General features: G+C 59.8%; 23 protein-coding genes. 10 read left to right on the forward strand and 13 right to left on the reverse strand.

The features are described 5' to 3' along the window. Window positions 1–94 precede the first annotated feature (94 nt). On the reverse strand, window positions 95–1,927 hold the full coding sequence (gene ilvD, locus ACRZ9X_RS18995; RefSeq protein WP_480521653.1) for a dihydroxy-acid dehydratase: 1,833 nt from the start codon (window positions 1,925–1,927) through the stop codon (window positions 95–97). 107 nt (window positions 1,928–2,034) lie between these two features. Between ilvD and ACRZ9X_RS19000 the strand changes: the two genes are divergently transcribed. The 4 genes from ACRZ9X_RS19000 (at window position 2,035) to ACRZ9X_RS19015 (ending at window position 4,965) form a co-directional block, all read left to right on the forward strand. Beyond that, on the forward strand, window positions 2,035–2,598 hold the full coding sequence (locus ACRZ9X_RS19000) for a helix-turn-helix domain-containing protein (protein ID WP_480521654.1): 564 nt from the start codon (window positions 2,035–2,037) through the stop codon (window positions 2,596–2,598). Continuing rightward, window positions 2,595–2,864, forward strand: a complete 270-nt coding sequence (locus ACRZ9X_RS19005) for a CBU_0592 family membrane protein (RefSeq protein ID WP_480521655.1) — start codon at window positions 2,595–2,597, stop codon at window positions 2,862–2,864. Before ACRZ9X_RS19000 ends, ACRZ9X_RS19005 begins: the two co-directional genes overlap by 4 nt. A 62-nt stretch (window positions 2,865–2,926) precedes the next feature. After that, window positions 2,927–3,781: a 3-mercaptopyruvate sulfurtransferase gene (gene sseA / locus ACRZ9X_RS19010; protein ID WP_480521656.1), complete on the forward strand. Its 855-nt coding sequence runs from the start codon at window positions 2,927–2,929 to the stop codon at window positions 3,779–3,781. Continuing rightward, complete coding sequence (locus tag ACRZ9X_RS19015; RefSeq protein ID WP_480521657.1) at window positions 3,781–4,965, forward strand: amino acid aminotransferase; 1,185 nt, start codon at window positions 3,781–3,783, stop codon at window positions 4,963–4,965. Before sseA ends, ACRZ9X_RS19015 begins: the two co-directional genes overlap by 1 nt. Window positions 4,966–5,073: 108 nt before the next feature. Here ACRZ9X_RS19015 and ACRZ9X_RS19020 read toward each other — a convergent pair whose 3' ends face one another. Both ACRZ9X_RS19020 and ACRZ9X_RS19025 read right to left on the reverse strand, forming a co-directional pair. Beyond that, window positions 5,074–6,399, reverse strand: a complete 1,326-nt coding sequence (locus tag ACRZ9X_RS19020; RefSeq protein ID WP_480521658.1) for an ammonium transporter — start codon at window positions 6,397–6,399, stop codon at window positions 5,074–5,076. Between the two features lie 33 nt (window positions 6,400–6,432). Beyond that, window positions 6,433–6,771, reverse strand: coding sequence for a P-II family nitrogen regulator (locus ACRZ9X_RS19025; protein WP_480521659.1), 339 nt, complete (start codon window positions 6,769–6,771; stop codon window positions 6,433–6,435). A 259-nt stretch (window positions 6,772–7,030) separates the two neighbouring features. Between ACRZ9X_RS19025 and ACRZ9X_RS19030 the strand changes: the two genes are divergently transcribed. After that, on the forward strand, window positions 7,031–9,214 hold the full coding sequence (locus ACRZ9X_RS19030) for a transglycosylase domain-containing protein (protein ID WP_480521660.1): 2,184 nt from the start codon (window positions 7,031–7,033) through the stop codon (window positions 9,212–9,214). 43 nt (window positions 9,215–9,257) lie between these two features. On the opposite strand, the gene leuB is transcribed toward ACRZ9X_RS19030, so the two are convergent. Then, window positions 9,258–10,361 (reverse strand): 3-isopropylmalate dehydrogenase, encoded by a 1,104-nt coding sequence (gene leuB / locus ACRZ9X_RS19035; protein WP_480521661.1) that lies wholly within the window; start codon window positions 10,359–10,361, stop codon window positions 9,258–9,260. Window positions 10,362–10,452: 91 nt separating this feature from the next. Here leuB and ACRZ9X_RS19040 point away from each other — a divergent pair, with 91 nt between their 5' ends. Continuing rightward, a complete protein-coding gene (locus ACRZ9X_RS19040) occupies window positions 10,453–10,980 on the forward strand; it encodes a redoxin domain-containing protein (protein ID WP_480521662.1) in 528 nt (175 codons plus the stop codon). A gap of 3 nt (window positions 10,981–10,983) precedes the next feature. On the opposite strand, the gene ACRZ9X_RS19045 is transcribed toward ACRZ9X_RS19040, so the two are convergent. From ACRZ9X_RS19045 to ACRZ9X_RS19075, 7 genes are all read right to left on the reverse strand, one after another. Further along, complete coding sequence (locus ACRZ9X_RS19045) at window positions 10,984–11,877, reverse strand: LysR family transcriptional regulator (protein ID WP_480521663.1); 894 nt, start codon at window positions 11,875–11,877, stop codon at window positions 10,984–10,986. Window positions 11,878–12,005: 128 nt separating this feature from the next. Next, window positions 12,006–13,034, reverse strand: a complete 1,029-nt coding sequence (locus tag ACRZ9X_RS19050; protein ID WP_480521664.1) for an endonuclease/exonuclease/phosphatase family protein — start codon at window positions 13,032–13,034, stop codon at window positions 12,006–12,008. Further along, window positions 13,031–13,861, reverse strand: a complete 831-nt coding sequence (locus ACRZ9X_RS19055) for a hypothetical protein (protein WP_480521665.1) — start codon at window positions 13,859–13,861, stop codon at window positions 13,031–13,033. The genes ACRZ9X_RS19050 and ACRZ9X_RS19055 overlap by 4 nt, the downstream gene beginning before the upstream one ends. A 329-nt stretch (window positions 13,862–14,190) precedes the next feature. After that, on the reverse strand, window positions 14,191–14,796 hold the full coding sequence (gene leuD / locus ACRZ9X_RS19060; RefSeq protein ID WP_480521666.1) for a 3-isopropylmalate dehydratase small subunit: 606 nt from the start codon (window positions 14,794–14,796) through the stop codon (window positions 14,191–14,193). Window positions 14,797–14,838: 42 nt separating this feature from the next. After that, a complete protein-coding gene (locus tag ACRZ9X_RS19065; protein ID WP_480521667.1) occupies window positions 14,839–15,384 on the reverse strand; it encodes an HdeD family acid-resistance protein in 546 nt (181 codons plus the stop codon). A gap of 37 nt (window positions 15,385–15,421) precedes the next feature. Continuing rightward, window positions 15,422–16,825 carry a 3-isopropylmalate dehydratase large subunit gene (gene leuC, locus ACRZ9X_RS19070; protein ID WP_480521668.1) on the reverse strand — a complete coding sequence of 468 codons (1,404 nt, stop codon included), beginning with the start codon at window positions 16,823–16,825 and terminating at the stop codon, window positions 15,422–15,424. 45 nt (window positions 16,826–16,870) lie between these two features. Beyond that, on the reverse strand, window positions 16,871–16,966 hold the full coding sequence (locus ACRZ9X_RS19075; protein WP_480521669.1) for an isopropylmalate isomerase: 96 nt from the start codon (window positions 16,964–16,966) through the stop codon (window positions 16,871–16,873). Window positions 16,967–17,068: 102 nt separating this feature from the next. On the opposite strand from ACRZ9X_RS19075, the gene ACRZ9X_RS19080 reads away from it, so the two are divergent. The 4 genes from ACRZ9X_RS19080 to ACRZ9X_RS19095 all read left to right on the forward strand — a co-directional run bounded on the left by ACRZ9X_RS19080 (window position 17,069) and on the right by ACRZ9X_RS19095 (window position 19,957). Then, entirely contained in the window at window positions 17,069–18,430 is a 1,362-nt protein-coding gene (locus ACRZ9X_RS19080) for a mechanosensitive ion channel family protein (protein ID WP_480521670.1), read from the forward strand. 165 nt (window positions 18,431–18,595) lie between these two features. Continuing rightward, entirely contained in the window at window positions 18,596–18,955 is a 360-nt protein-coding gene (rsfS, locus tag ACRZ9X_RS19085) for a ribosome silencing factor (protein ID WP_058276550.1), read from the forward strand. Between the two features lie 44 nt (window positions 18,956–18,999). After that, window positions 19,000–19,470 (forward strand): 23S rRNA (pseudouridine(1915)-N(3))-methyltransferase RlmH, encoded by a 471-nt coding sequence (gene rlmH / locus ACRZ9X_RS19090; protein WP_480521671.1) that lies wholly within the window; start codon window positions 19,000–19,002, stop codon window positions 19,468–19,470. Between the two features lies 1 nt (window position 19,471). Continuing rightward, window positions 19,472–19,957, forward strand: coding sequence for a flavodoxin family protein (locus ACRZ9X_RS19095; RefSeq protein WP_480521672.1), 486 nt, complete (start codon window positions 19,472–19,474; stop codon window positions 19,955–19,957). Window positions 19,958–20,052: 95 nt separating this feature from the next. Here ACRZ9X_RS19095 and ACRZ9X_RS19100 read toward each other — a convergent pair whose 3' ends face one another. Beyond that, a complete protein-coding gene (locus ACRZ9X_RS19100; protein ID WP_480521673.1) occupies window positions 20,053–20,400 on the reverse strand; it encodes a hypothetical protein in 348 nt (115 codons plus the stop codon). A 35-nt stretch (window positions 20,401–20,435) separates the two neighbouring features. Next, window positions 20,436–21,134: a DUF599 domain-containing protein gene (locus ACRZ9X_RS19105; protein ID WP_480521674.1), complete on the reverse strand. Its 699-nt coding sequence runs from the start codon at window positions 21,132–21,134 to the stop codon at window positions 20,436–20,438. Window positions 21,135–21,162 lie beyond the last annotated feature (28 nt).

Below are 21,162 nucleotides of genomic sequence, written 5' to 3' on the forward strand. Positions count from 1 at the left end.
CGTCGCGCTTTGCGCGGCGCCCGGCCCAATGCCGCAAGGGGTATCGGCGGAGCCGATGGCACGCAGCGGGTGCGGGAGTGCCCCCGTTTTGGCTTTACACCTGACGGACCGCGCCTTTGGCGGCACTGGTGGTCAGCTTGGCATAGGCTTTGAGCGCGGTTGACACTTTGCGCTTGCGCGGTGCGGCAGGCTGCCAGCCGATTTCATCCTGCGTTTCGCGCCGGGCGGCCAGTTCCTCATCGGAGACGGCCAGATGGATCGTTCGGTTGGGAATATCGATCTCGATCCTGTCGCCGGTTTGCACCAGCCCGATCTCACCACCTTCGGCGGCCTCCGGCGAGACATGACCGATGGACAGACCCGAGGTGCCGCCCGAGAAACGCCCGTCGGTCAGCAACGCGCAAGCTTTGCCCAGACCTTTGGATTTCAGGTATGAAGTCGGGTACAGCATCTCCTGCATCCCCGGTCCGCCGCGCGGACCTTCGTAGCGGATGACGACCACGTCGCCTTCTTTCACCTTGCCGGTCAGAATGTCGTTCACCGCCTGATCCTGACTTTCGCAGACATAGGCCGAGCCGGTGAATTGCAGGATATTCGCGTCCACGCCCGCCGTTTTTACGATACAGCCGTCGCGCGCGATGTTGCCGAACAGCACGGCCAGACCGCCATCCTGACTGAACGCGTGTTCCTTGGACCTGATCACGCCGCCCTCGCGGTCTGTGTCCAGTTCCTTGTACCGGTTCGATTGGCTGAAGGCCTGAGTCGTCCGTACGCCACCCGGCGCGGCCTTGAACAGGTCCTGGGCCTTTGGGTTGTTGGCGACCTTGATGTCCCAATTGGCAATCGCTTCGCCCATCGTGCCGGAGTGGACTGTATTGCAATGCTCATGAAACAGCCCCGCGCGGCTAAGCTCGCCAAGGATCGAGAAAATACCTCCGGCGCGGTGCACGTCTTCCATATGCACGTTTTCGGTGTTGGGCGCGACCTTGCACAGGCATGGGACGCGGCGGCTGAGGCGATCCATGTCCTTCATGGTGAAATCGACCTCGCCCTCATGCGCGATGGCCAACAAGTGAAGCACGGTGTTGGTCGAGCCACCCATGGCGATATCCAGCGACATGGCGTTTTCAAACGCATCAAACGTGGCGATCTCGCGCGGGAGGAAACCTTTTTCGTCCAGATCATAATGGCGCTTGGTGATCTCGACGATACGGCGACCGGCCTCAAGGAACAACTCTTTCCGGTCTGAGTGCGTAGCCAAGGTCGAGCCGTTGCCCGGCAGGGCCAGACCCAGCGCCTCGGCCAGACAGTTCATCGAGTTCGCGGTGAACATGCCCGAGCACGACCCACAGGTGGGGCAGGCATTTTCTTCGATATGTTGGACCTGCTCATCGGTGAACCGGTCATCGGCGGCGGCGACCATGGCGTCCACAAGGTCGATCTTCTTGGCGTCCAGATCGGCGATGTCGATCTTGCCCGCCTCCATTGGCCCGCCCGAGACAAAGATCGCTGGGATGTTCAGACGCATCGCGGCCATCAGCATGCCGGGGGTGATCTTGTCGCAGTTCGAGATGCAAACCATCGCATCCGCACAATGAGCGTTGACCATGTATTCCACCGAATCCGCGATGACCTCGCGCGAGGGCAGGGAATACAGCATCCCGTCATGGCCCATGGCGATACCGTCATCCACGGCGATTGTGTTGAACTCTTTGGCAACGCCGCCCGCAGCCTCAACCTCGCGCGCGACCATCTGGCCAAGGTCCTTCAGGTGGACGTGGCCGGGCACGAACTGGGTGAATGAGTTGACGATGGCGATGATCGGTTTGCCGAAATCATCGTCGCCCATACCGGTCGCGCGCCACAGGCCGCGGGCACCGGCCATGTTGCGGCCATGGGTTGAGGTTCTGGAACGGTAGAGTGGCATGATGCTGTTTCCCTATTGCCTCGGGTTGCACGTCTTCAGGTTTGTGCGTTATAGCGCACGTATCACATGTGCGCTATAACGCACAAGAGGATTCGGAAGATGATGGCATGGCACCGGACGAGATTACGCTGAAACTACGGGATGTGCGGGCGGCCTCGGGGCTGAGCCTGTCGAAAGTGGCCGAGATGACCGGCGTGAGCAAAGCCATGCTGGGCCAGATCGAACGCGGCGAATCCAGCCCGACCATCGCAACCTTGTGGAAGATCGCCAAGGGGTTTCAGCTACCGCTCAGCGCACTGATTGACCCCGTGAAAGGCGAGGCCTCGGTGTTTCAAACGGTCACCTTCCCCGGCAGTATCGAGGTCAAGATCGTCTTTCCCTATGACCCTGCGCTGGGGGCCGAGACCTTTCACGTCAGCCTGCGCCCGAACCAGAGTCACGAGTCGCCTGCCCACGCGGCAGGCGTGACCGAAGAGGTTTTTGTACTGTCCGGAGTGCTCGAGATTCTGCGTGGCCCTGACTGGGTGCCGCTGAACACTGGGCAAGGGCTGCGGTTTGCGGCAGATATCGCGCATGGCTATCGCGCCGGGGCAGAGGGGGCGGAGTTTCTGAACATGCATCATTATGCCCAACACAGTGAACATTCTGAAAACGACAAGGCCCACCCATGACCGCTCTGCTTGACAGCCTGACCATTGCAGACGCTATCGGCTCATTCGGGGCGCTGATCGTGGTGGCCGCGTATTTTGCGACGCAGATGCGGATGATGAATTCCGACGATCTGGCCTTTCCGGTGGTCAACCTGCTGGGGTCGGTGCTGATCGTTTATTCTCTGATCCACAATTTCAATCTGGCCTCGATGCTGATCGAAGGGTTCTGGATTCTGATCAGCCTGATCGGAATTATTCAGTATTTCCGCCTGCGTCAGGCCTCGTAATAGGTTGAACCTGTTTCCCGGCGCGTATAGGGAAAAATCAAGCTCGCTCAGGGGAGGCTTTGATGCAGGACGATCCGAAAACCCTTGTTTCAACCGAATGGCTGGCCGCACATCTCAAGGACCCCGATCTGAGGGTTCTGGACGGGTCGTGGTATCTGCCAGCGCAGAACCGCGATGCGAAGGCCGAATATGATGCGGGCCACATCCCCGGCGCGCGGTTCTTCGATATCGACGATATCTCGGACCACCGGTCGGACCTGCCGCATATGGCGCCTCCGGTCGAGAAGTTCATGTCGCGCCTGCGGGCGATGGGCGTGGGCGATGGCCATCAGGTTGTGGTCTATGACGGGGCCGGGCTGATGTCTGCGGCGCGCGTCTGGTGGCTGTTTCGCTTGATGGGGCAGGACAATATCGCCGTGCTGGATGGCGGTTTCCCGAAATGGCAGGCCGAAGGACGCGCGGTCGAAGACCTGCCGCCCGTCATCCGCGACCGCCATATGACCGTTCGCGTACAGAACCATCTGGTGCGCGACGTAACGCAGGTGTCAGCTGCCGCCAAGCTGGGCGATCATGAGATCATCGACGCCCGCGCGGCCGACCGCTTTGCCGGGTCCGCGCCCGAGCCGCGCGAGGGTCTGCGCTCGGGTCATATTCCCGGTTCGCGCAATGTGCCTTTCGGTCAGTTACTGAACAAGGATGGCACGATGAAGTCACCCGAAGACTGCCGCGCCGTGTTCGAGGGTGCCGGGGTCGACCTGTCGAAACCCGCAATCACCTCCTGCGGCTCGGGCGTGACTGCCGCGATCCTCAGCCTTGCGTTGGAACGCATGGGCAAGAAAGACCACTCGCTTTATGACGGCTCATGGGCTGAATGGGGTGCCTTCCCGACCCTGCCCGTCGCAACCGGAGAGACCTGATGTTTGAGAACCTCAAACCCCAACCTGCCGACAAGATTCTGGCGCTGATGCAGATGTACCGCGACGACCCGCGCGATCAAAAGATCGATCTGGGCGTCGGCGTCTACAAGAATGCCGAAGGCGTCACGCCCGTGATGCGCGCGGTCAAGGCCGCCGAGCGCCGTCTGGTCGAAGAGCAGGAGACCAAAGCCTATACCGGTCTGGCCGGTGATCCGGCTTTTGCCGATGCGATGATCGGTCTGATCCTCGGGACGTCCGTGCCCCGCGCCAATATCGCCGCCGTGGCAACGCCGGGCGGCACCGGGGCCTGCCGTCAGGCGTTTGAGATGATCCGCATGGCCAACCCTGAGGCCCGCGTGTTCGTGTCGAACCCCACATGGCCGAACCACCTGTCGATCCTGAATTATCTGGGCATGGAGACGGTCCAGTACCGCTATTTTGATGGCGAAACCCGCGGCGTCGATTTCGACGGCATGATCGCTGATCTGAAAACCGCCAAAGCGGGTGACGTGGTTCTGCTGCATGGCTGCTGTCACAACCCGACCGGGGCCAATCTGAATTTGGTCCAGTGGCAAGAGGTCGTGAACGTCATCAACGAACTTGGCCTCGTGGCGATGATCGACATTGCCTATCAGGGCTTTGGTGACGGTCTGGAAGAGGATGCGCAGGCGACCCGACTGGTGGCCTCATCCGTCAAGCGCTGCCTTATCGCGGCGTCTTGCTCGAAGAACTTTGGCGTGTATCGCGAGCGCACCGGCCTGTTGATGGCGATCAGCGATGATGCAGCGCAAACGGCGCTGAATCAGTCCACGTTGGCCTTCCTGAACCGTCAGAATTATTCCTTCCCCCCCGATCACGGCGCACGCGTGGTGACCACGATCCTGAACGACGACGCCCTGCGCGCCGACTGGGCTGCTGAACTGGAAGAGGTACGGCTGTCCATGCTGGGTCTGCGCCAGAACCTGGCCGATGAATTGCAGCGCCTCAGCGGCTCGGACCGGTTTGGATTCATTGCTCAGCATCGCGGAATGTTCTCGCGTCTGGGGGCGGCCCCGGAACTGGTCGAGCAACTGCGCAACGATCACGGCATCTATATGGTAGGCGACAGCCGCCTGAACATCGCCGGTCTGAACGCCAATACCGTTCCGGTTCTGGCCAAGGCGATTGTAGACGTCGGCGTCTGATCCCGGCCATAGCAAACCAAAAGCCGCGCCCTAAAGCGCGGCTTTTTTTGTTGTGAAACGAAAAAGGCCGGGCGTAAATGCCCGGCCTTTGACTTGTTTTCTCAGGTCTTAACCCTTGGAGAATTCCGGGTAGGCTTCCATACCCAGCTCGCCCATATCCAGACCGTTGATCTCTTCTTCTTCGCCAACCCGCAGGCCAACGGTGGCCTTGAGGATCGAGAACAGGATGAAGCTGACCACGAAGACAAAGATGCCGATGGCCGCGAAGCCGATGATCTGGGTCACGAAAGACGCGTCGCCGTTGGTCCATGCCACGATGAACGTACCCCAGAAGCCTGCGATCAGGTGAACCGGGATGGCACCGACCACGTCATCGATCTTCATGCGGTCCAGCATCGGAACGGTGAAGACCACGATCACGCCACCGATTGCACCGATGATCAGCGCCTGAAACAGCGACGGAGCCAGCGGTTCAGCGGTGATCGAGACCAGACCGGCCAGCGCGCCGTTCAGCACCATGGTCAAGTCGACCTTGCCATACATAACCTGCGTCAGGATCAGACAGGCAACGGCACCGGCTGCGGCAGCCATGTTGGTGTTGGCAAAGATGCGGCTGATATCAGCCATATCACCGATGGTGCCCATAGCCAGCTGCGAGCCGCCATTGAAGCCGAACCAACCCAGCCACAGGATGAACGTACCCAGAGTGGCCAGCGCCAGATTCGAACCGGGGATCGGAACAACCTTGCCCTCTTTGTTGTACTTGCCGATCCGCGGGCCCAGTACGATGGCACCGGCCAGCGCTGCAAAACCACCTGCGGCATGGACCAGAGTCGAGCCTGCGAAATCGCTAAAGCCCATTTCGGATAGCCAGCCGCCGCCCCACTGCCAGGACGCCTCGATCGGGTAAATGACGCCGGTCAGGACGATCACGAAGATGAAGAAGGGCCACAGCTTGATCCGCTCGGCCACGGTGCCCGACACGATCGAAGCGGTAGTGGCGCAGAACATCAGTTGGAAGAAGAAGTCCGAGCCGACAGAGGCATAGGACAGATCGGTTTCAACACCCGCAAGGCCTACCGGCTCTAGCGATGTGGGCGAGATCGAGCCGAAGATACCCGGGATAATCCACGCATCGCCGGGATACATCAGGTTGAAGCCCACCAGCCAGTACATGATGGCGGCAAACGAAAACAGGCCCATGTTTTTGACCAGCTGCATGGCCACGTTCTTGGACCGCACCAGACCAGCTTCGAGCATGGCAAAACCGGCTGCCATCCAGAACACCAGAAAGCCGCCCATCAGGAACAGCAGCGAAGTCAGGATATATTGCGTGTGCTGCGCGGTCTCGCCGGCGGCGGCCTCTTGCGCAAGGCCCATCTGCGGCAGCGCGACAATCGCGGCAGCAGGAATGAGGGATTTCATCAGGTTCATGTGTCTTCCTCGGATAGTGTTGAGCGGCGGCGCTTACAGCGCTTCCTCGTTGGTTTCCCCGGTCCGCACGCGCAGCGCCTGCTCGACATCGAGGACAAAAATCTTGCCGTCACCGATTTTGCCGGTCTTGGCGGTTTTGGTGATGGTTTCGACGATCTGGTCGGCCATCGTGGCAGGAACCACGATCTCCAGTTTGATCTTGGGCACGAAGTTCACGGCATATTCCGCGCCGCGATAAATCTCGGTGTGACCGGATTGCGAGCCGAAGCCCTTGATTTCGGTCACCATCATGCCGCGCACGCCTGCCTGGGTCAGTGCCTCGCGCACCTCCTCGAGCTTGAACGGCTTGATTGTCGCAATGATCAGTTTCACGTTGATCCCCTCTGGTTCCCCGGTCTGTCCGGCGTGTTTGCACCTGCAGAAAAAAGCGCGGTCAGACGCGGTATGGAACGGTTTCCTATGGGGGACCTGCGTGGAAAAGCGGCAAAGTTGCACAATTTTTGCACAAATATTGTGATATGATTAAATATTGTGCGAAACAAGGAAGGGGAATTGCAGACATTTCGCACCTCTACACCAGCGCGAAGGCAGGGTATGGTGCCCCAAAAGTAAAATCGGGCAGAGTTTGAGCATGACTGAGTCCAGGCGCCGCAAGACACCGCTTGTCGCGGATAAAAGGTACCCGTCAAAAGGGCGGAAGAAAGCCGCCTCCAAGCGCACGACCAAGCCTGCGGGAAAGAAATCCACGGCGCGCAAGACGACGACCCGCCGGACCACGCGCAAAAAGACACGCCGTAAATCGGGCGGGGGCGGGGGCATCTTCCGACGGATGTTCAGGTGGCTGTGGCGTCTGTTCTGGGGCGTGACCTGGCGGGTCGGGGCGGTTTGTGGCCTGCTGTTGGCACTGGCGATTGGGGTTGTCTATACCACTTTGCCCGATGTTGACGCCCTGCTGGACGGTCGAGCCCGCGGGTCGGTTACGATGCTGGATCGTGACGGCAAAGTATTTGCCTGGCGCGGCGATCAGTTTGGCGGGGTGATCACAGCGGATACGGTGTCGCCGCATCTCAGGAACGCGGTGATTGCGACAGAAGACAAAAGGTTTTACCGCCATTTCGGTGTCAGCCCACGCGGAGTCGCCAGCGCGGTCCGCATTAACCTTAGCGAAGGGCGTGGGCCATTGTCGGGTCATGGCGGTTCGACCATCACTCAGCAGACCGCAAAGCTTTTGTGTCTGGGTGTGCCATATGAGCCCGACGAATGGGAATCAGAGGCCGCGTATGAATCCGATTGCCGTCAGGGCTCGTTGTGGCGCAAGGCCAAAGAGGCCGTGTATGCCATGGCGATGGAGGTCAAGTATACGAAAGACGAGGTACTGACGATCTACCTCAACCGCGCGTTCCTGGGGGCAGGTGCCCGCGGGTTCGAAGCCGCAAGTCAGCGCTATTTCGGTATCTCTGCGGCCGAAGTGTCGCCTGCAGAAGCCGCCATGTTGGCCGGGCTGCTGGTTGCGCCGACACGCTATGCACCGACAAACAATTTGCAGCGTTCGCAGGACCGGGCGCGATTGGTTGTCGGTTTGATGGAGGATCAGGGCTATCTGACCACCGCACAGGCCAGCGAGGCGCGCAGCCGTCCGGCCGTGCTGTCGGACGCCGCTGCAGCGCGGGCCGGCGGGTATTTTGCTGATTGGGTCATGGCCAGCGGGCCCGAGTTTTTCACGCGAAACACGACCGAGGATGTGGTGATCCAGACAACTCTGGACCAGCGCATTCAGCAATCGGCGGAAGAGGCGCTGAAATTCATCTTTCAGGAAAAGGTCCGCGAAGGGTCCAAGGCGCAGGCCGCGATTGTGGTGATGTCGGCCGACGGGGCCGTGCGCGCCATGGTAGGCGGTCGCAAGACCCGCGTGTCCGGGGCCTTCAACCGGGCGACCCAGGCGCTGCGGCAGACGGGATCCTCATTCAAGCCGTTCGTCTATGCCACCGCACTGGAGCTGGGCTATTCTCCGTTGGATACGGTGATGGACGAGCCCTATTGCATCGACATTCCGGGGTCCGGTCAGTGGTGCCCCAAGAACTACACCAACAAGTTCTATGGCCGCGTGACGCTGGCGGATGCGTTGAAGAACTCGCTGAATATTCCAGCCGTTAAGGTGGCCGAGATTTCGGGCCTTGAAAACGTGCGCACAGTCGCAAGTGAATTCGGCATCGCCAGCAATCTGGCCGAAGGTCCGGCGCTTGCGCTGGGCGCGTCGGAAAGCACGCTGATCGAGATGACGGGCGCTTATGCGGGTATTCTGAACGGAGGCTCGGCGGTCGAGCCTTACGGCCTCACCGAACTCAAGTTGTTGGGAGACGAGACTCCCGTAATGGTAACAACCACCGGAATCGGCGAGCGGGTCATTAATGACAAAGCGGCCAGGCAACTGACCTGGATGATGGAGCGTGTGGTATCCGAAGGCACCGGTGGGCGGGCGAAACTGCCCGGATGGCAGGTTGCCGGCAAAACCGGCACGACTCAGGCCGCGCGCGATGCTTGGTTTGTGGGGTTCACCGCAGACTATGTGGCCGGTGTCTGGATGGGATACGACGACAACACTCCGCTGTCCGGCGTAACGGGCGGGGGGCTGCCGGCGGAAATCTGGAAAGAGACGATGCTGCGGGTGACCGAAGGTATGACGCCCACGCCGCTGCCGATGGCGGCACCGGACCCGCCGGTGCGCACCCCTCAACCCAGTCAGTCCCGGCGGCGTCAGGGCAATGGGTTCGAAAATGCGATCAACAACCTGCTGAATAATCTCTTTGGCAACTGAGGATTAAGAAAAAGGCGGTGCGCATGGCACCGCCTTTTGACTTTCAGAGGCTTTCGTCCAGTGCGGCGACAATCGCATCGCCCATTTCCGAGGTCGATACCGGTTCGACACCTTCTTCCGCCAACAGGTCTGCTGTGCGGACACCATCAGCCAGAACTTTCTCGATCGCGGCTTCCAGACGACCTGCCTCATCCCCCTGATCAAAGCTATAGCGCAGCGCCATGGCAAAGCTGAGGATGCAGGCGATCGGATTGGCCTTGCCCTGACCGGCAATGTCTGGGGCCGAGCCATGTACGGGTTCGTACATTGCCTTGGGACGGCCATTGGCCATCGGCGCGCCCAACGAGGCCGAGGGCAGCATGCCCAGCGAACCAGTCAGCATCGCCGCGCAATCGGACAGCAGATCGCCAAACAGGTTGTCAGTAACGATCACATCGAACTGCTTGGGCGCGCGTACCAGCTGCATCGCGCCGTTGTCGGCATACATATGGCTCAGTTCGACCTCCGGGTAATCCTCGCCCACACGGGTCACAACCTCGCGCCACAGGATGCCCGATTCCATCACATTAGCCTTTTCCATCGAGCACAGTTTCTTGTTCCGGCGCATCGCCAGTTCAAAGGCCGAGCGTGCGGCGCGTTCGATTTCGGATTCGGTGTAGCGCTGGGTGTTTATGCCCACGCGCTCATTGCCTTCCTCGAAAATCCCACGCGGCTCGCCGAAATAGACGCCCGAGGTCAGCTCGCGCACGATCATGATGTCGAGGCCCGCGACCACGTCTTTCTTAAGCGACGAGAAATCCGCCAGCGCGTCAAAGCACTGAGCAGGACGCAGGTTGGAGAACAAATCCATTTCCTTGCGCAGCCGCAGCAGGCCACGTTCGGGTTTCACGCTGAAATCCAGATCGTCGTATTTCGGCCCACCAACGGCACCAAGCAGAACCGCGTCGACCTCTTGCGCCTTGGCCATGGTTTCGTCCGTCAGGGGCGTGCCGTGCGCGTCATAGGCCGCGCCGCCGACCAGATCCTCGCTCACGTCAAAGTGAAGGCCGCGCTTGTCGCCGAACCAGTCGATGATTTTGCGCACTTCGGTCATAACTTCCGGGCCAATTCCGTCTCCGGGCAGGATGAGGAGCGAGGGGTTGGACATAGACGGTCTCCTTGCGTTTTGTTGCATTGGCCCTAGCGTCTGCATCGCATCGGGTCAATGAGACGAACCCGCCAAACGACGAGGAAAACACATGCTGACACCCGGAAATCCGGTTCCTGAGCTGAAAATTGAAACGGTTGCCCATGGTGACTTCGATCTTGAACGTGACAAGGGTGAAAACGGGACTCTGGTGATCCAGTTTCGCGGCCTGCATTGTCCGATCTGCATCCGGCAGATGGGCGAAATCGAGGCCGCACTGGATGATTTTGCCGAGTTGGGAGTCGAGGTTGTTATGATCACCACCGACACTGCCGAACGCGCTGCCGAGACCGCCGAAAAGGCAGGTGTGTCGCGTCTGCGTATTGGCCATGGCTTGCCGCTGGCGCAGGCGCGCGAGGCATGGGGTCTGAACATTTCCAAGGCGCGCGAAGGCAGTACCGAACCCGACCTGTTTGCTGAACCCGGGCATTTCTACATCGCCCCCGACCAGACGTTGTATTATGCGTGGCAGCAAACCACACCGTTTGGGCGGCCTGCCACGTCGGACATCGTGGGCGGGCTGAAATTCACCCTTGGCAACAACTATCCGCCCCGTGGAACTTACACCGGCGCGCTGTGACCGTCACAAGCTGGCTTTCAAGCCGTGCGCCAGCAAATCCCAGACCCTGCGAATGCGCGGGGTTTGACGCATCGCCTGTGGCGCGGCCAGCCAGACGGGCAGGATCGGGATGTCCACACCCAGTGAAACGACCTCGACCGCCGGATCGGCCTCGACAACCTGCAATTGGCCCAGGCCAACGCCACAACCGGCGCGAATAAGCTCCCAATAGGCGCTTTGCAGGTCACACCGGGTTGCAAAGCTGTCGCGGCTGATGGGCCAGCCCCGATCCCGCATCTTGTTGATGATCAGCTCATTGGCATCGAAGCCAACAAGATCATGCGTGAACAGTTCCTCAGGTGTTTCGGGTCGTCCGCACCGGTCCAGATACGAGCTTGCGGCGCAGAAGCAGAATTTCACATCGCCCAGGTATTTTGACACGATGTCCACTTGCGTGGGCCTATACATCCGCACCGCGATATCAGCTTCGCGGTACAGCAGGTTTTCGCTGGTGTCGGTCGCCACCAGCTCCAGCTGGATCGCGGGTTCTTCGCGGCGGATCGTGGCGAGGATGGGTGGCAGAAGGTGGTGGGATGCAAAGACCGAAGCGGTAATACGCACCGTGCCTTCCAGTTGCTGGGACTGCCCTGCAGCGGTCAGGCTGATGACTCCTATGGCTGCCTGCATCTGTTGCGCCATCGGCAGCAGTTGCGACCCTACGGGGCTAAGCTTCAATCCACGCGCGTGTCGTTCAAACAGCGACACGCCCAATTCCGCCTCAAGGGCCTGAATCTGACGACCAAGGGTGGGTTGGCTGCGGCCGGACTTTCGGGCCGCCGCCGAAAGTGAGCCGGTCTCGGCCACGGACAGAAAGCTTTGGATCAAGGACCAGTCGGACAGGGTTAGGGCACGTTCCATGCGAAAATGAATACATGATCTGCGATAGGCAGCAATTCCCTCGTCGATCTGAATGCGCGATCAACATGACAGCGGGACGCCGGGACTTTGATTCGGGTCCGGTAAGTTCTTGGCCTCTTGGCAGCGACTTATTTGTCGATCAGATCAACCCATACAATACGATGGCGACTGGCGGCCGCGGCTGCGGCGCGCCCGGCGCTGTCTTTGTCGGGCCAGTACACGCCGGACCCGACAATTGTCCAGTCGGCAGATGGCAGGACATAATCCACCCGCAGTTCTCCGACTCCTTTCCAGACGACGGTGGATAACGATCCCTGAGGGTCGCTTGGACGAGGGTCCTGAATTGCCGGATTGGCCAGCAAGTCCTGAATCGCCTGGTTGCGCCCATCGCCCCCAACGGGGTCCAGATTGGCGTCGCCTGCGATGACGAACCGGTCCGAAGGTGCGGGTCCAAGCGATCCGTTCAGCAACAATGTCCAGAGTCTGACCTCATCCCGGTTGCGAAGGCCATTGCGGTCTTCAGGGCCGTCGAATACCGGCGGGCTGGCGTGAAACGTCAAAACGGATATCCGTCCGCCCGGGGCCTGAATAGGTACGACCCAATGGGCGGTAGATGACAGTCTTTGAACGGCCTGGGCCTGAGGTGACGGAAAGGGTTTGCCGTTGATGGTTGGCAGTTCGGCACCGGGCAGGTCGCGCCAAAGCATATCCGAGAATGAGACGACTTCGTCCTCAAGGATGGGGTAGCGGGACAGCAGCGCGATCCCATTCTGGCCCGAGAATCGCCCCCACCCCTGTGCGTCGCCCGGGCCATGCGTGCGGCCATCCCCATCCAGATCAAGGTCGGTTGTATGCCCTGAATTTGGCTGTGCAGCATAGCTGTATGGGTAGTCGATCCCAGCCTTCCTCAGGGTCTTCACCAGTGCGGCGCGCGCCAGCCCATCATAATCCCAATCGAGTCCCTGCAGCGCCACAATATCGGGCGAGACCTTTGCCAAAACCTCTGCGATGGCCTCGGCCTGAGGGTCGCCGCGTCGCAAATCGCGCAGCAAGACGCCCGGTCCGTCCCGCCCAAGCTCGGTGTTGAAGGTGGCCACGCGCAATGTGTCTGCCTGCGCCGAAAGCGGCAGCAGCATCAGCGCAAGAACGCGGATCATGCAGTTTGAGTGGTTTCAGTCGTGGAATAAGCGCGGCGTTTTTCGACGATCAGCCCGGCAATGCGCAGGGTCGCCATGCCGCGCATGATCATGCTGGCGGGCAAAAAGGCCCAGGCACACAAGGTCCAGATCAGCGTTTGCGGGTTGCTGAGGGCAATCGGCGTCAGAAATCCTGCCGACATTTTGATCAGGGCAGGGATCAGGAAGGGCAGCAATGCGCCGATCGCGATGTTCAGTTTTCCGTCGCGCTGAAGTCGTGCGACCACGTCTCCGCCCTTGGTCGGGTCGAACAAGGGCAGGTTTGTCCAGACATTGAAGGCGCCATTGCCGGTGGGCCAGCTGCGGAATTTCACCGCGTAGGCAAAGCTGGCAATCGTCACCAGTGCAGCAACATAGGCAATACTTGCCGAGATTCGAACCAAATCCTGCAATCCCTGGCTGGCGTCGCCGGGCAGTACCAGAACGATCAACCGGACCGGCGAATAGGGGAAATCCGCCAGACTGGCGACGGCGTAACCGATTGTGAAGAACAGGCTGGTCAATTCGGTGGGGGCATAAATGTTCTTACAGATCAGCGTCAGGAACATGACCATCGACATCAGCCCGACAAAGCGCAGCCGGTTGACGGGTGGCGCGTCGCGAAATTCGATGAAGCTGGGGAAGGCCGAGTTGTATTCGGAAAAGGTCAGGATGAACGCAAGGATCGCGAGAAATACGATGATCTCGGTCCCGTTTGATGTTGAGGCAGGCAGATACAACGCTGGAGTGAGCACCATAAGTGCCACCAGCAATCCCCTTATCGCCGCTCCCGTAGTGCGTGCAATCACTATCCGTACCCTTTCCAAACTGGAGCAGTCGATTCTGTGCCGACTTGCGATCCAACTTGAACCCATCGATTGTTTTTTGACGGATGTCAGTTTGTCGCCAAGACTGGCGGCAAAGGACAATCAGCTCAAGCCAAGGTGCAGAAAACACGGAATTTCAGGCAAAATGATGGCGAAACTGGTGCGCTAATGCATCATTTTGGACGCAAATCCGACGTGAAATTTGGGATTTCCCCTACATGTTGTGGTTGCCGGCGACGGTGCCCCAAAATGAAAAAGGGGTCGCCGGGGCGACCCCTTTAGGTTGAGTGTTGTCAGATTCGACCCCGGAATCACACCCAGGGGCGGGCCTGGCTGGCATGTTCCTCGAACTTGTCGATGTGGTGATCTTTCTCCATGGTCTGGCCGATATCATCCAGACCATTCAGCAGGCAGTGCTTGCGGTGCGGGTCGACATCGAACGCGATGACCACGCCGTCCGAGGTTGTGATCTGCTGATCTTCCAGATGGACGGTCATGCGAGCGTTCTCGCCCTTGTGCGCGTCTTCCATCAGGATCGCGTGGTGTTCTTCCTCGACCACGATGGGCAGGATGCCGTTCTTGAAGCAGTTGTTGTAGAAGATGTCGGCGAAGCTGGTCGAGATCACGACCTTGATGCCGAAATCCTTGATCGCCCAGGGCGCGTGCTCGCGCGATGAGCCGCAGCCGAAATTGTCACCGGCCACCAGAATCTCGGTATTGCGATAGGCGGGTTTGTTCAGAACGAACTCTTCATTCTCGCCGCCATGATCGTGATAGCGCATCTCGTCAAACAGCACGACGCCAAGGCCGGACCGTTTGATGGTTTTCAGATGCACTTTGGGGATGATCATATCGGTGTCGATATTAATCAGCGGCATCGGGGCGGCCACCCCGTGGACTTTGTCAAACTTTTCCATGTCTACACTCCTGCGGGGTCGGGCCGCGCCCGTGCCTCGCGTTTAAGCTTCTTTCGTTTCGTCTTTGGGTGCGTTCCTGACAAAGAGCGCCATGAAGACCAGACCGAACCCGTTGAACAGCATCTCGATGCCCAGCAAAATGCCCAGCAGTTGCAACAATACGGCAGGGTCTGTGGCAGCAAAACGCCAGATCAGAACCGCCAGCACGATGGACATGATGCCAGAGATCAAGGTGGCCCAGAAGAACTGCGTGCCTTTCATCTGGAACGACAAGATGATCCGCGCGATGCCGCCTGCCATGAACAGGATCAGCATCACGGTTGCCAGTGTCAGCGTGCCCTGCAGCGGATGATCCAGAAAGGACCAGCCCAGAAACAGCATGACCGCACCCATGATGAGCGACAGGATCTTGTTGCCAACGCCTTCGACGGTAAAGCCGCCGACGACCTGCAAGACGCCCGAGATCAGCAGCAACACACCGGTCACGACCGTGACGGCAATGGAGGCCACCACGGGCGCACCCAGCACAAAGATGCCGAACGCTATGGACAGAAGCCCCAGCAGGAGCCATTTGATCCAGTCACTCATTTGTTCAATCCCTCAAATATCTAGATATGAGCGGACCTTACATCAATTCACGGACGTCCGTAAGACGTCCCGTGATGGCAGCTGCGGCGGCCATTGCGGGGCTCAGCAAATGGGTTCGTCCCCCCCGTCCCTGACGCCCTTCGAAGTTGCGGTTCGAGGTCGCGGCGCAGCGCTCGCCCGGTTGCAACTGGTCGGGGTTCATCGCCAGACACATGGAACATCCCGCCAAACGCCATTCGAAACCGGCCTCTTTGAAAATGTCTGCCAGTCCTTCTTCTTCGGCCTGTGCCCGCACAAGACCCGAGCCGGGAACGACCATGGCGCGCATCCCGTCCTTTATCTTCTTGCCCTTCAGGATCTCGGCAGCGGCGCGCAGGTCTTCGATCCGGCCATTGGTGCAGGACCCGATAAAGACAGTGTCGATTTCCACGTCACTGAGTTTCTGACCGGCTTCCAGGCCCATGTATTCGATCGACCGGCGGGCCGCGTCGACCTTCCCGCCTTCGAAATCTTCCGGGTGCGGTACTGAGGCGGTAATCGGCAGAACATCCTCGGGGCTGGTGCCCCATGTGACAACCGGTGCGATGTCTTCGCCGCGCAGGGTCACGACCTTGTCGAAATGCGCGCCTTCATCGGTATAGAGCGTCTTCCACCAATCCAGCGCGGCCTCCCATTGGGCACCCTTTGGTGCATGGGGCCGGCCTTTGACATATTCGTAAGTAGTTTCGTCCGGGGCAATCAGACCCGCGCGGGCACCGCCTTCGATCGCCATGTTGCAGACGGTCATACGACCTTCCATCGACAGATCACGGATCGCTTCGCCGCAATATTCGATGACATAGCCGGTGCCGCCAGCAGTGCCAGTCTCACCAATCACGGCCAGAGTGATATCCTTGGCGGTCACACCCGGCTGCAGTTTGCCGGTGATTTCCACCTTCATATTCTTGGATTTCTTCTGGATCAGCGTCTGCGTGGCCAGAACATGTTCGACCTCGGAGGTGCCGATGCCGTGCGCCAGCGCACCGAACGCGCCGTGGGTCGCGGTGTGGCTGTCGCCGCAGACAACAGTCATGCCGGGCAGGGTCCAGCCCTGTTCGGGGCCGACGATATGCACGATACCCTGACGGACGTCATGCACCGGGTAATAGTGAATGCCAAAATCCTTGGCGTTCTTGTCCAGCGCCTCGACCTGGATGCGCGATTCTTCGTTTTCGATCCCGTTCACGCGGTCATGCGTGGTCGGGACGTTGTGATCCGGCACCGCGATGGTTTTTTCCGGCGCGCGTACATTGCGGCCCGCCATGCGCAGCCCCTCAAAGGCTTGCGGGCTGGTGACCTCGTGCACAAGGTGACGGTCGATATACAGAAGACTGGTGCCATCTTCGGCCTCGTGGGCGACATGGGCATCCCAGATTTTATCATAGAGCGTTTTGGGGGACATCGGTCCTCTCCCCGTATGTAGATGAGAAATGGCTGGCGAATTGGCTCAGGCGACGGGTAGGCGTGCAAGAACCGTGCGGGCGGCCCCAAAGAACCGTTCGCGCAGGCGCGCGCGGTCTTCCAGGTTCTGGATTTGGGCCACAGTGAGTCTCATGCGCACCAGATATATCGGGGGGTGCCGTCAATCAAGGTTCAATCCGGCTGCGGGCTTGCATCGCCGCGCCGGGATGGTCAAGCTGACGGTATGAACCAGGACCTGCTACCGGAAACACTGTCCGAGCTTTACGCCAATCTGACAGCGGCCTTCTCCTCTCAATTCGACAACCTGACCGAGCTGATCGTCACTCCGGGCTGGCGTCAGTACCAACTGGTGATCATCCTGTTTCTGTGGGGTCTGGCCTTTTGCCTCAGGCTGTTGACCCAGCACCGGTGGGAGAGTTGGGCCCGCGCCCGGACCGGTTGGCCGAAATGGCGGCTGCGCACCCTGATTCAGCTGATGCGGCGGCTGACGCTGGTCTATTTCGTTGTGTTGTCCTGGGGCCTGTATTGGGTGATGCAGCAGGCCACATGGCCGTCGCGCAGCTATCTGATCGGCGTTGTGGCGACGCTTGCGGTGGCGTGGCTGGCCATTGCGATGGTCGCCCGGCTGGTGCGCAACCGAACGCTTCGGGTGATTTTCAAGTGGTCCATGTGGATCTATGCAACGCTGGCTGCACTGGGGCTGACGGACGATGTGGCCGATTTCCTGGACGGGGTTGCGGTCTCTATCGGCGATCTGCATATCTCGGCGCTGGGGATCATAAAGGCGGTTCTGCTGATCGGTATCCTGCTGACATTGGCCCGGGTGGGCACCCGCGCAGCCGAGAGGGGTCTGAAAAGCAACGACGATATTACGCCCTCGATGCAGGTGCTGTTGGCAAAGGGCATTCAGGTCCTGCTTTATGGCGCGGTTTTCATGGCCGCGATCCGCACGCTGGGGTTTGATCTGACCGGTATTGCCCTGCTGTCCGGTGCGATTGGTGTGGGGATCGGTTTCGGGCTGCAGAAAGTGGTCTCGAACCTGATTTCGGGCATCATCATCCTGATGGACCGGTCGATCAAACCGGGCGACGTGATCTCGCTGGGCGACACGTTCGGGTGGATCAATGCACTGGGCGCGCGCTATGTGTCGGTTGTCACGCGGGACGGGCGGGAATACCTGATCCCGAATGAGGATCTGATCACCAGCCAGGTGGTGAACTGGTCGCATTCCGACAAGTTCGTCCGTCTGGATCTGGATTTCGGGGCCAGCTATTCCGACGATCCCCACAAGGTGCGCGCCACGGCGATTCGCGCCGTCAAAACCGTGCAGCGTGTGCTGAGCGGCAGCACGCATGAACCAGTTTGCCACATCACCAGTTTTGGCGATAGCAGCGTTGATTACCTGCTTCGGTTCTGGATCAGCGATCCGACCAAAGGGCTGACGAATATCCGCGGCAATGTCTATCTGGCGCTGTGGGATGCGTTTCAGGCCGAAGGTATATCATTACCCTTCCCGCAGCGCGAAGTGCGCCTGCTCAAGGACGATCCCGACGACGCAGACGCGCAACAGCTCGCCAAAGAGTGAGCCGCCGTGGCCCGCCCGGATGCGGGTTTCATTGAAATGTTGCAATCCCCTTGTTACCTTAATAGTACCCCGGCGCCGGGGTTTTGACGGCGCGCAGCAAAGGAGGACTATGTCCTGTCTCTACATACCCAGGCGGGTTTGCCCGCCGAAGACGGGGCCAGCGTAATGGCCCACTCTCAGTCAATCAGCGACAAGCTGCTTGAACGCATCCTTTCCTCACTTTCCGATGACAAGGCCGAAGACGTCGTGCAGATCAACCTGCAGGGCAAGTCGTCTGTCGCGGATCACATGGTGATTGCCTCGGGTCGGTCGACCCGTCAGGTCTCGGCCATGGCGGAAAAGCTGACGGATCGCATCAAGCAGGAATTCGGTTTCACCTCGAAGGTCGAAGGCAAGGACGCCGGCGACTGGGTGCTGATCGATACGGGCGACGTGATCGTCCATATCTTCCGCCCCGAAGTGCGTGAATTCTATCAGCTGGAAAAGATGTGGCTGCCTCAGGGCGGCAGCGCCTCGGCGAACTGAGGCGCTATCCCGGCCCGTATTGAGGGGCCGGAGGCGAGAGAGATATGCGTATCAGCATAGTTGCGGTCGGGCGGTTGCGCGCCGGACCCGAGAAAGCCCTGCTTGACGATTACCTGACCCGATTTGACCGTACCGGCCGTGGGCTGGGTCTTGGCCCCGCGCGTGTCTTTGAGGTTGAGGATAAGAAAAATGCGGGTATGGGGGCTGAGGCGGCATTGCTGCGCAAGGCCCTGCCCAAAGGCGCTGTGATCTGTACTTTGGACGAACGCGGGCGGGTCATGTCCTCGCCGGATTTCGCCAGGAAACTGGGCGGCTGGCGTGATGCCGGGCGGCAGGATCTGGCGCTGATCATCGGTGGGGCGGACGGAATAGACCCTAATCTGCGGGCTGAGGCCGATTTTTCGATCTCATTCGGGTCGATGGTCTGGCCTCATATGCTGGTCCGTGTGATGCTGGCGGAACAACTGTATCGGGCCGCAACCATCCTAGCAGGCGGTCCCTATCACCGGGTCTGACATGGCGCAGCTTCTGATCGTTTACCATTCGCGCACCGGCGGTGCCCGGCAGATGGCCGAGGCGGCGGCTGAGGCTGCGCGCGATGAGGCAGATGTTGTCCTGAAACCCGCCGATCAGGCCAGGCCGGATGACCTGCTGGCCGCCGATGGTTATATCTTTTGCGCGCCCGAGAACCTGGCCGCGATTTCAGGTCTGATGAAGGAATTCTTCGACCGTAGCTATTACCCCGTGCTGGGCAAGATCGAGGGCCGCCCCTATGCCCAGATGATCTGCGCCGGGTCCGACGGGCAGAACGCCGCGCGCCAGATCGCCCGGATCGCTACCGGCTGGCGGTTGAAAGAGGTGCAGCCGCCGCTGATCATGTGCACCCACGCGCAGACGCCCGAGGCTATTCTGGCCGAAAAGACCATTCCGCAGGATCAGTTGGATCAATGCCGCGAGATCGGCGCGGCGCTGGGCGCAGGCCTGACGTTGGGTGTGTTCTAGATCGCCTTGCGTTTGATTTGATCCGAAATACGCTGTCTCTCACTGCGGTCGAACGTGCATTTCGGTCGCTTTGACTTGGAAAAACGCAAAACGCTTTAGTTCAGGGGGACCACAAAGGTCTCTTTGGCCCAGCCATCCACATTGGTGCGGGGCTGCACCTGAACCTGTGAAGTCCCGTCCGGGATGGCAACACCACTCAGCGAGCGTGTAAAGGGCTGTTCGTTCTCGTGCGGGTGGTGCAGCACGCGCATCCCCAGCTCTTTCCCATCCATATCCAAAATACGCCATCCGTCGGCATAGTCGTCCCATCCGGTTTCAGGGTGCGAGACGGTGACTTCGAATCGCCATGTGTCACCGCTGCGTTTGGCGACAACGTTTTCGATCACGGGATCATCGGCATAGGCCGGAGTGGCCAATAGGGCGGTCAGAACAAGATATCTCATGGTATGAACCTATCGTTTCGAATGCAGGCATGGGATCACGATTCGGTGTTGAGCAGAACTGTTCGGGAATGCGATGCGAACTCGCGCCGATACAGCATGGCGAGCGTGATCGCCGCGCCAAGGATCAAAGCAACCGGACCCAGTATCCAGGCCACTGCGGCCAGAGCGAAATACGTGGCTCGCAGACCCCGGTTGAAACTGCGTGCAGCGGTGACACATATTTCAGCCGCCTGTGCGGCACGGGGATAGGCGCCCGGGTTGTCGGGGTCATTTGGAACAGCGGCCATAAGAACGGCGCAATAGCCAAACAGACGGTGCGCCCAGACATATTTCAGGAATGCATTCGCCAAAAACAACAGGATGATCAGGATCTTGACCTCCCACACCAGCGCTGGGGCCGTTCCCAGCGCCAGATCCTGCGCCAGCCCGGCCAGTCGTTCGGTATTGCCCAGCAAGGCCAGCCCACCTCCGATGGCGATCATCGTCGTCGATGCAAAAAACGTGCTGCCCTGCCGCATCGTGCCCACCACCTGCGCGTCGAACATGCGGGGCTGGCGGGTCACCATCTCTTTCATCCAATCGCGCCGGTAGGAATCCATGATCATGCCCACAGATGGCTTTTGCGGCGCAGGGTTCTCGATCCGCCAGCCGATCCATAACCAGGACCCGATCAGCAGGGCAATCGCAGCAAAGTCCAGCGGCGAGAACAGCAGTGATTGATCAATCCACGACATGGGCGCGACACTACGTCGTGGTGTTGTA

This window comes from Ruegeria sp. AL1 (assembly GCF_056540905.1).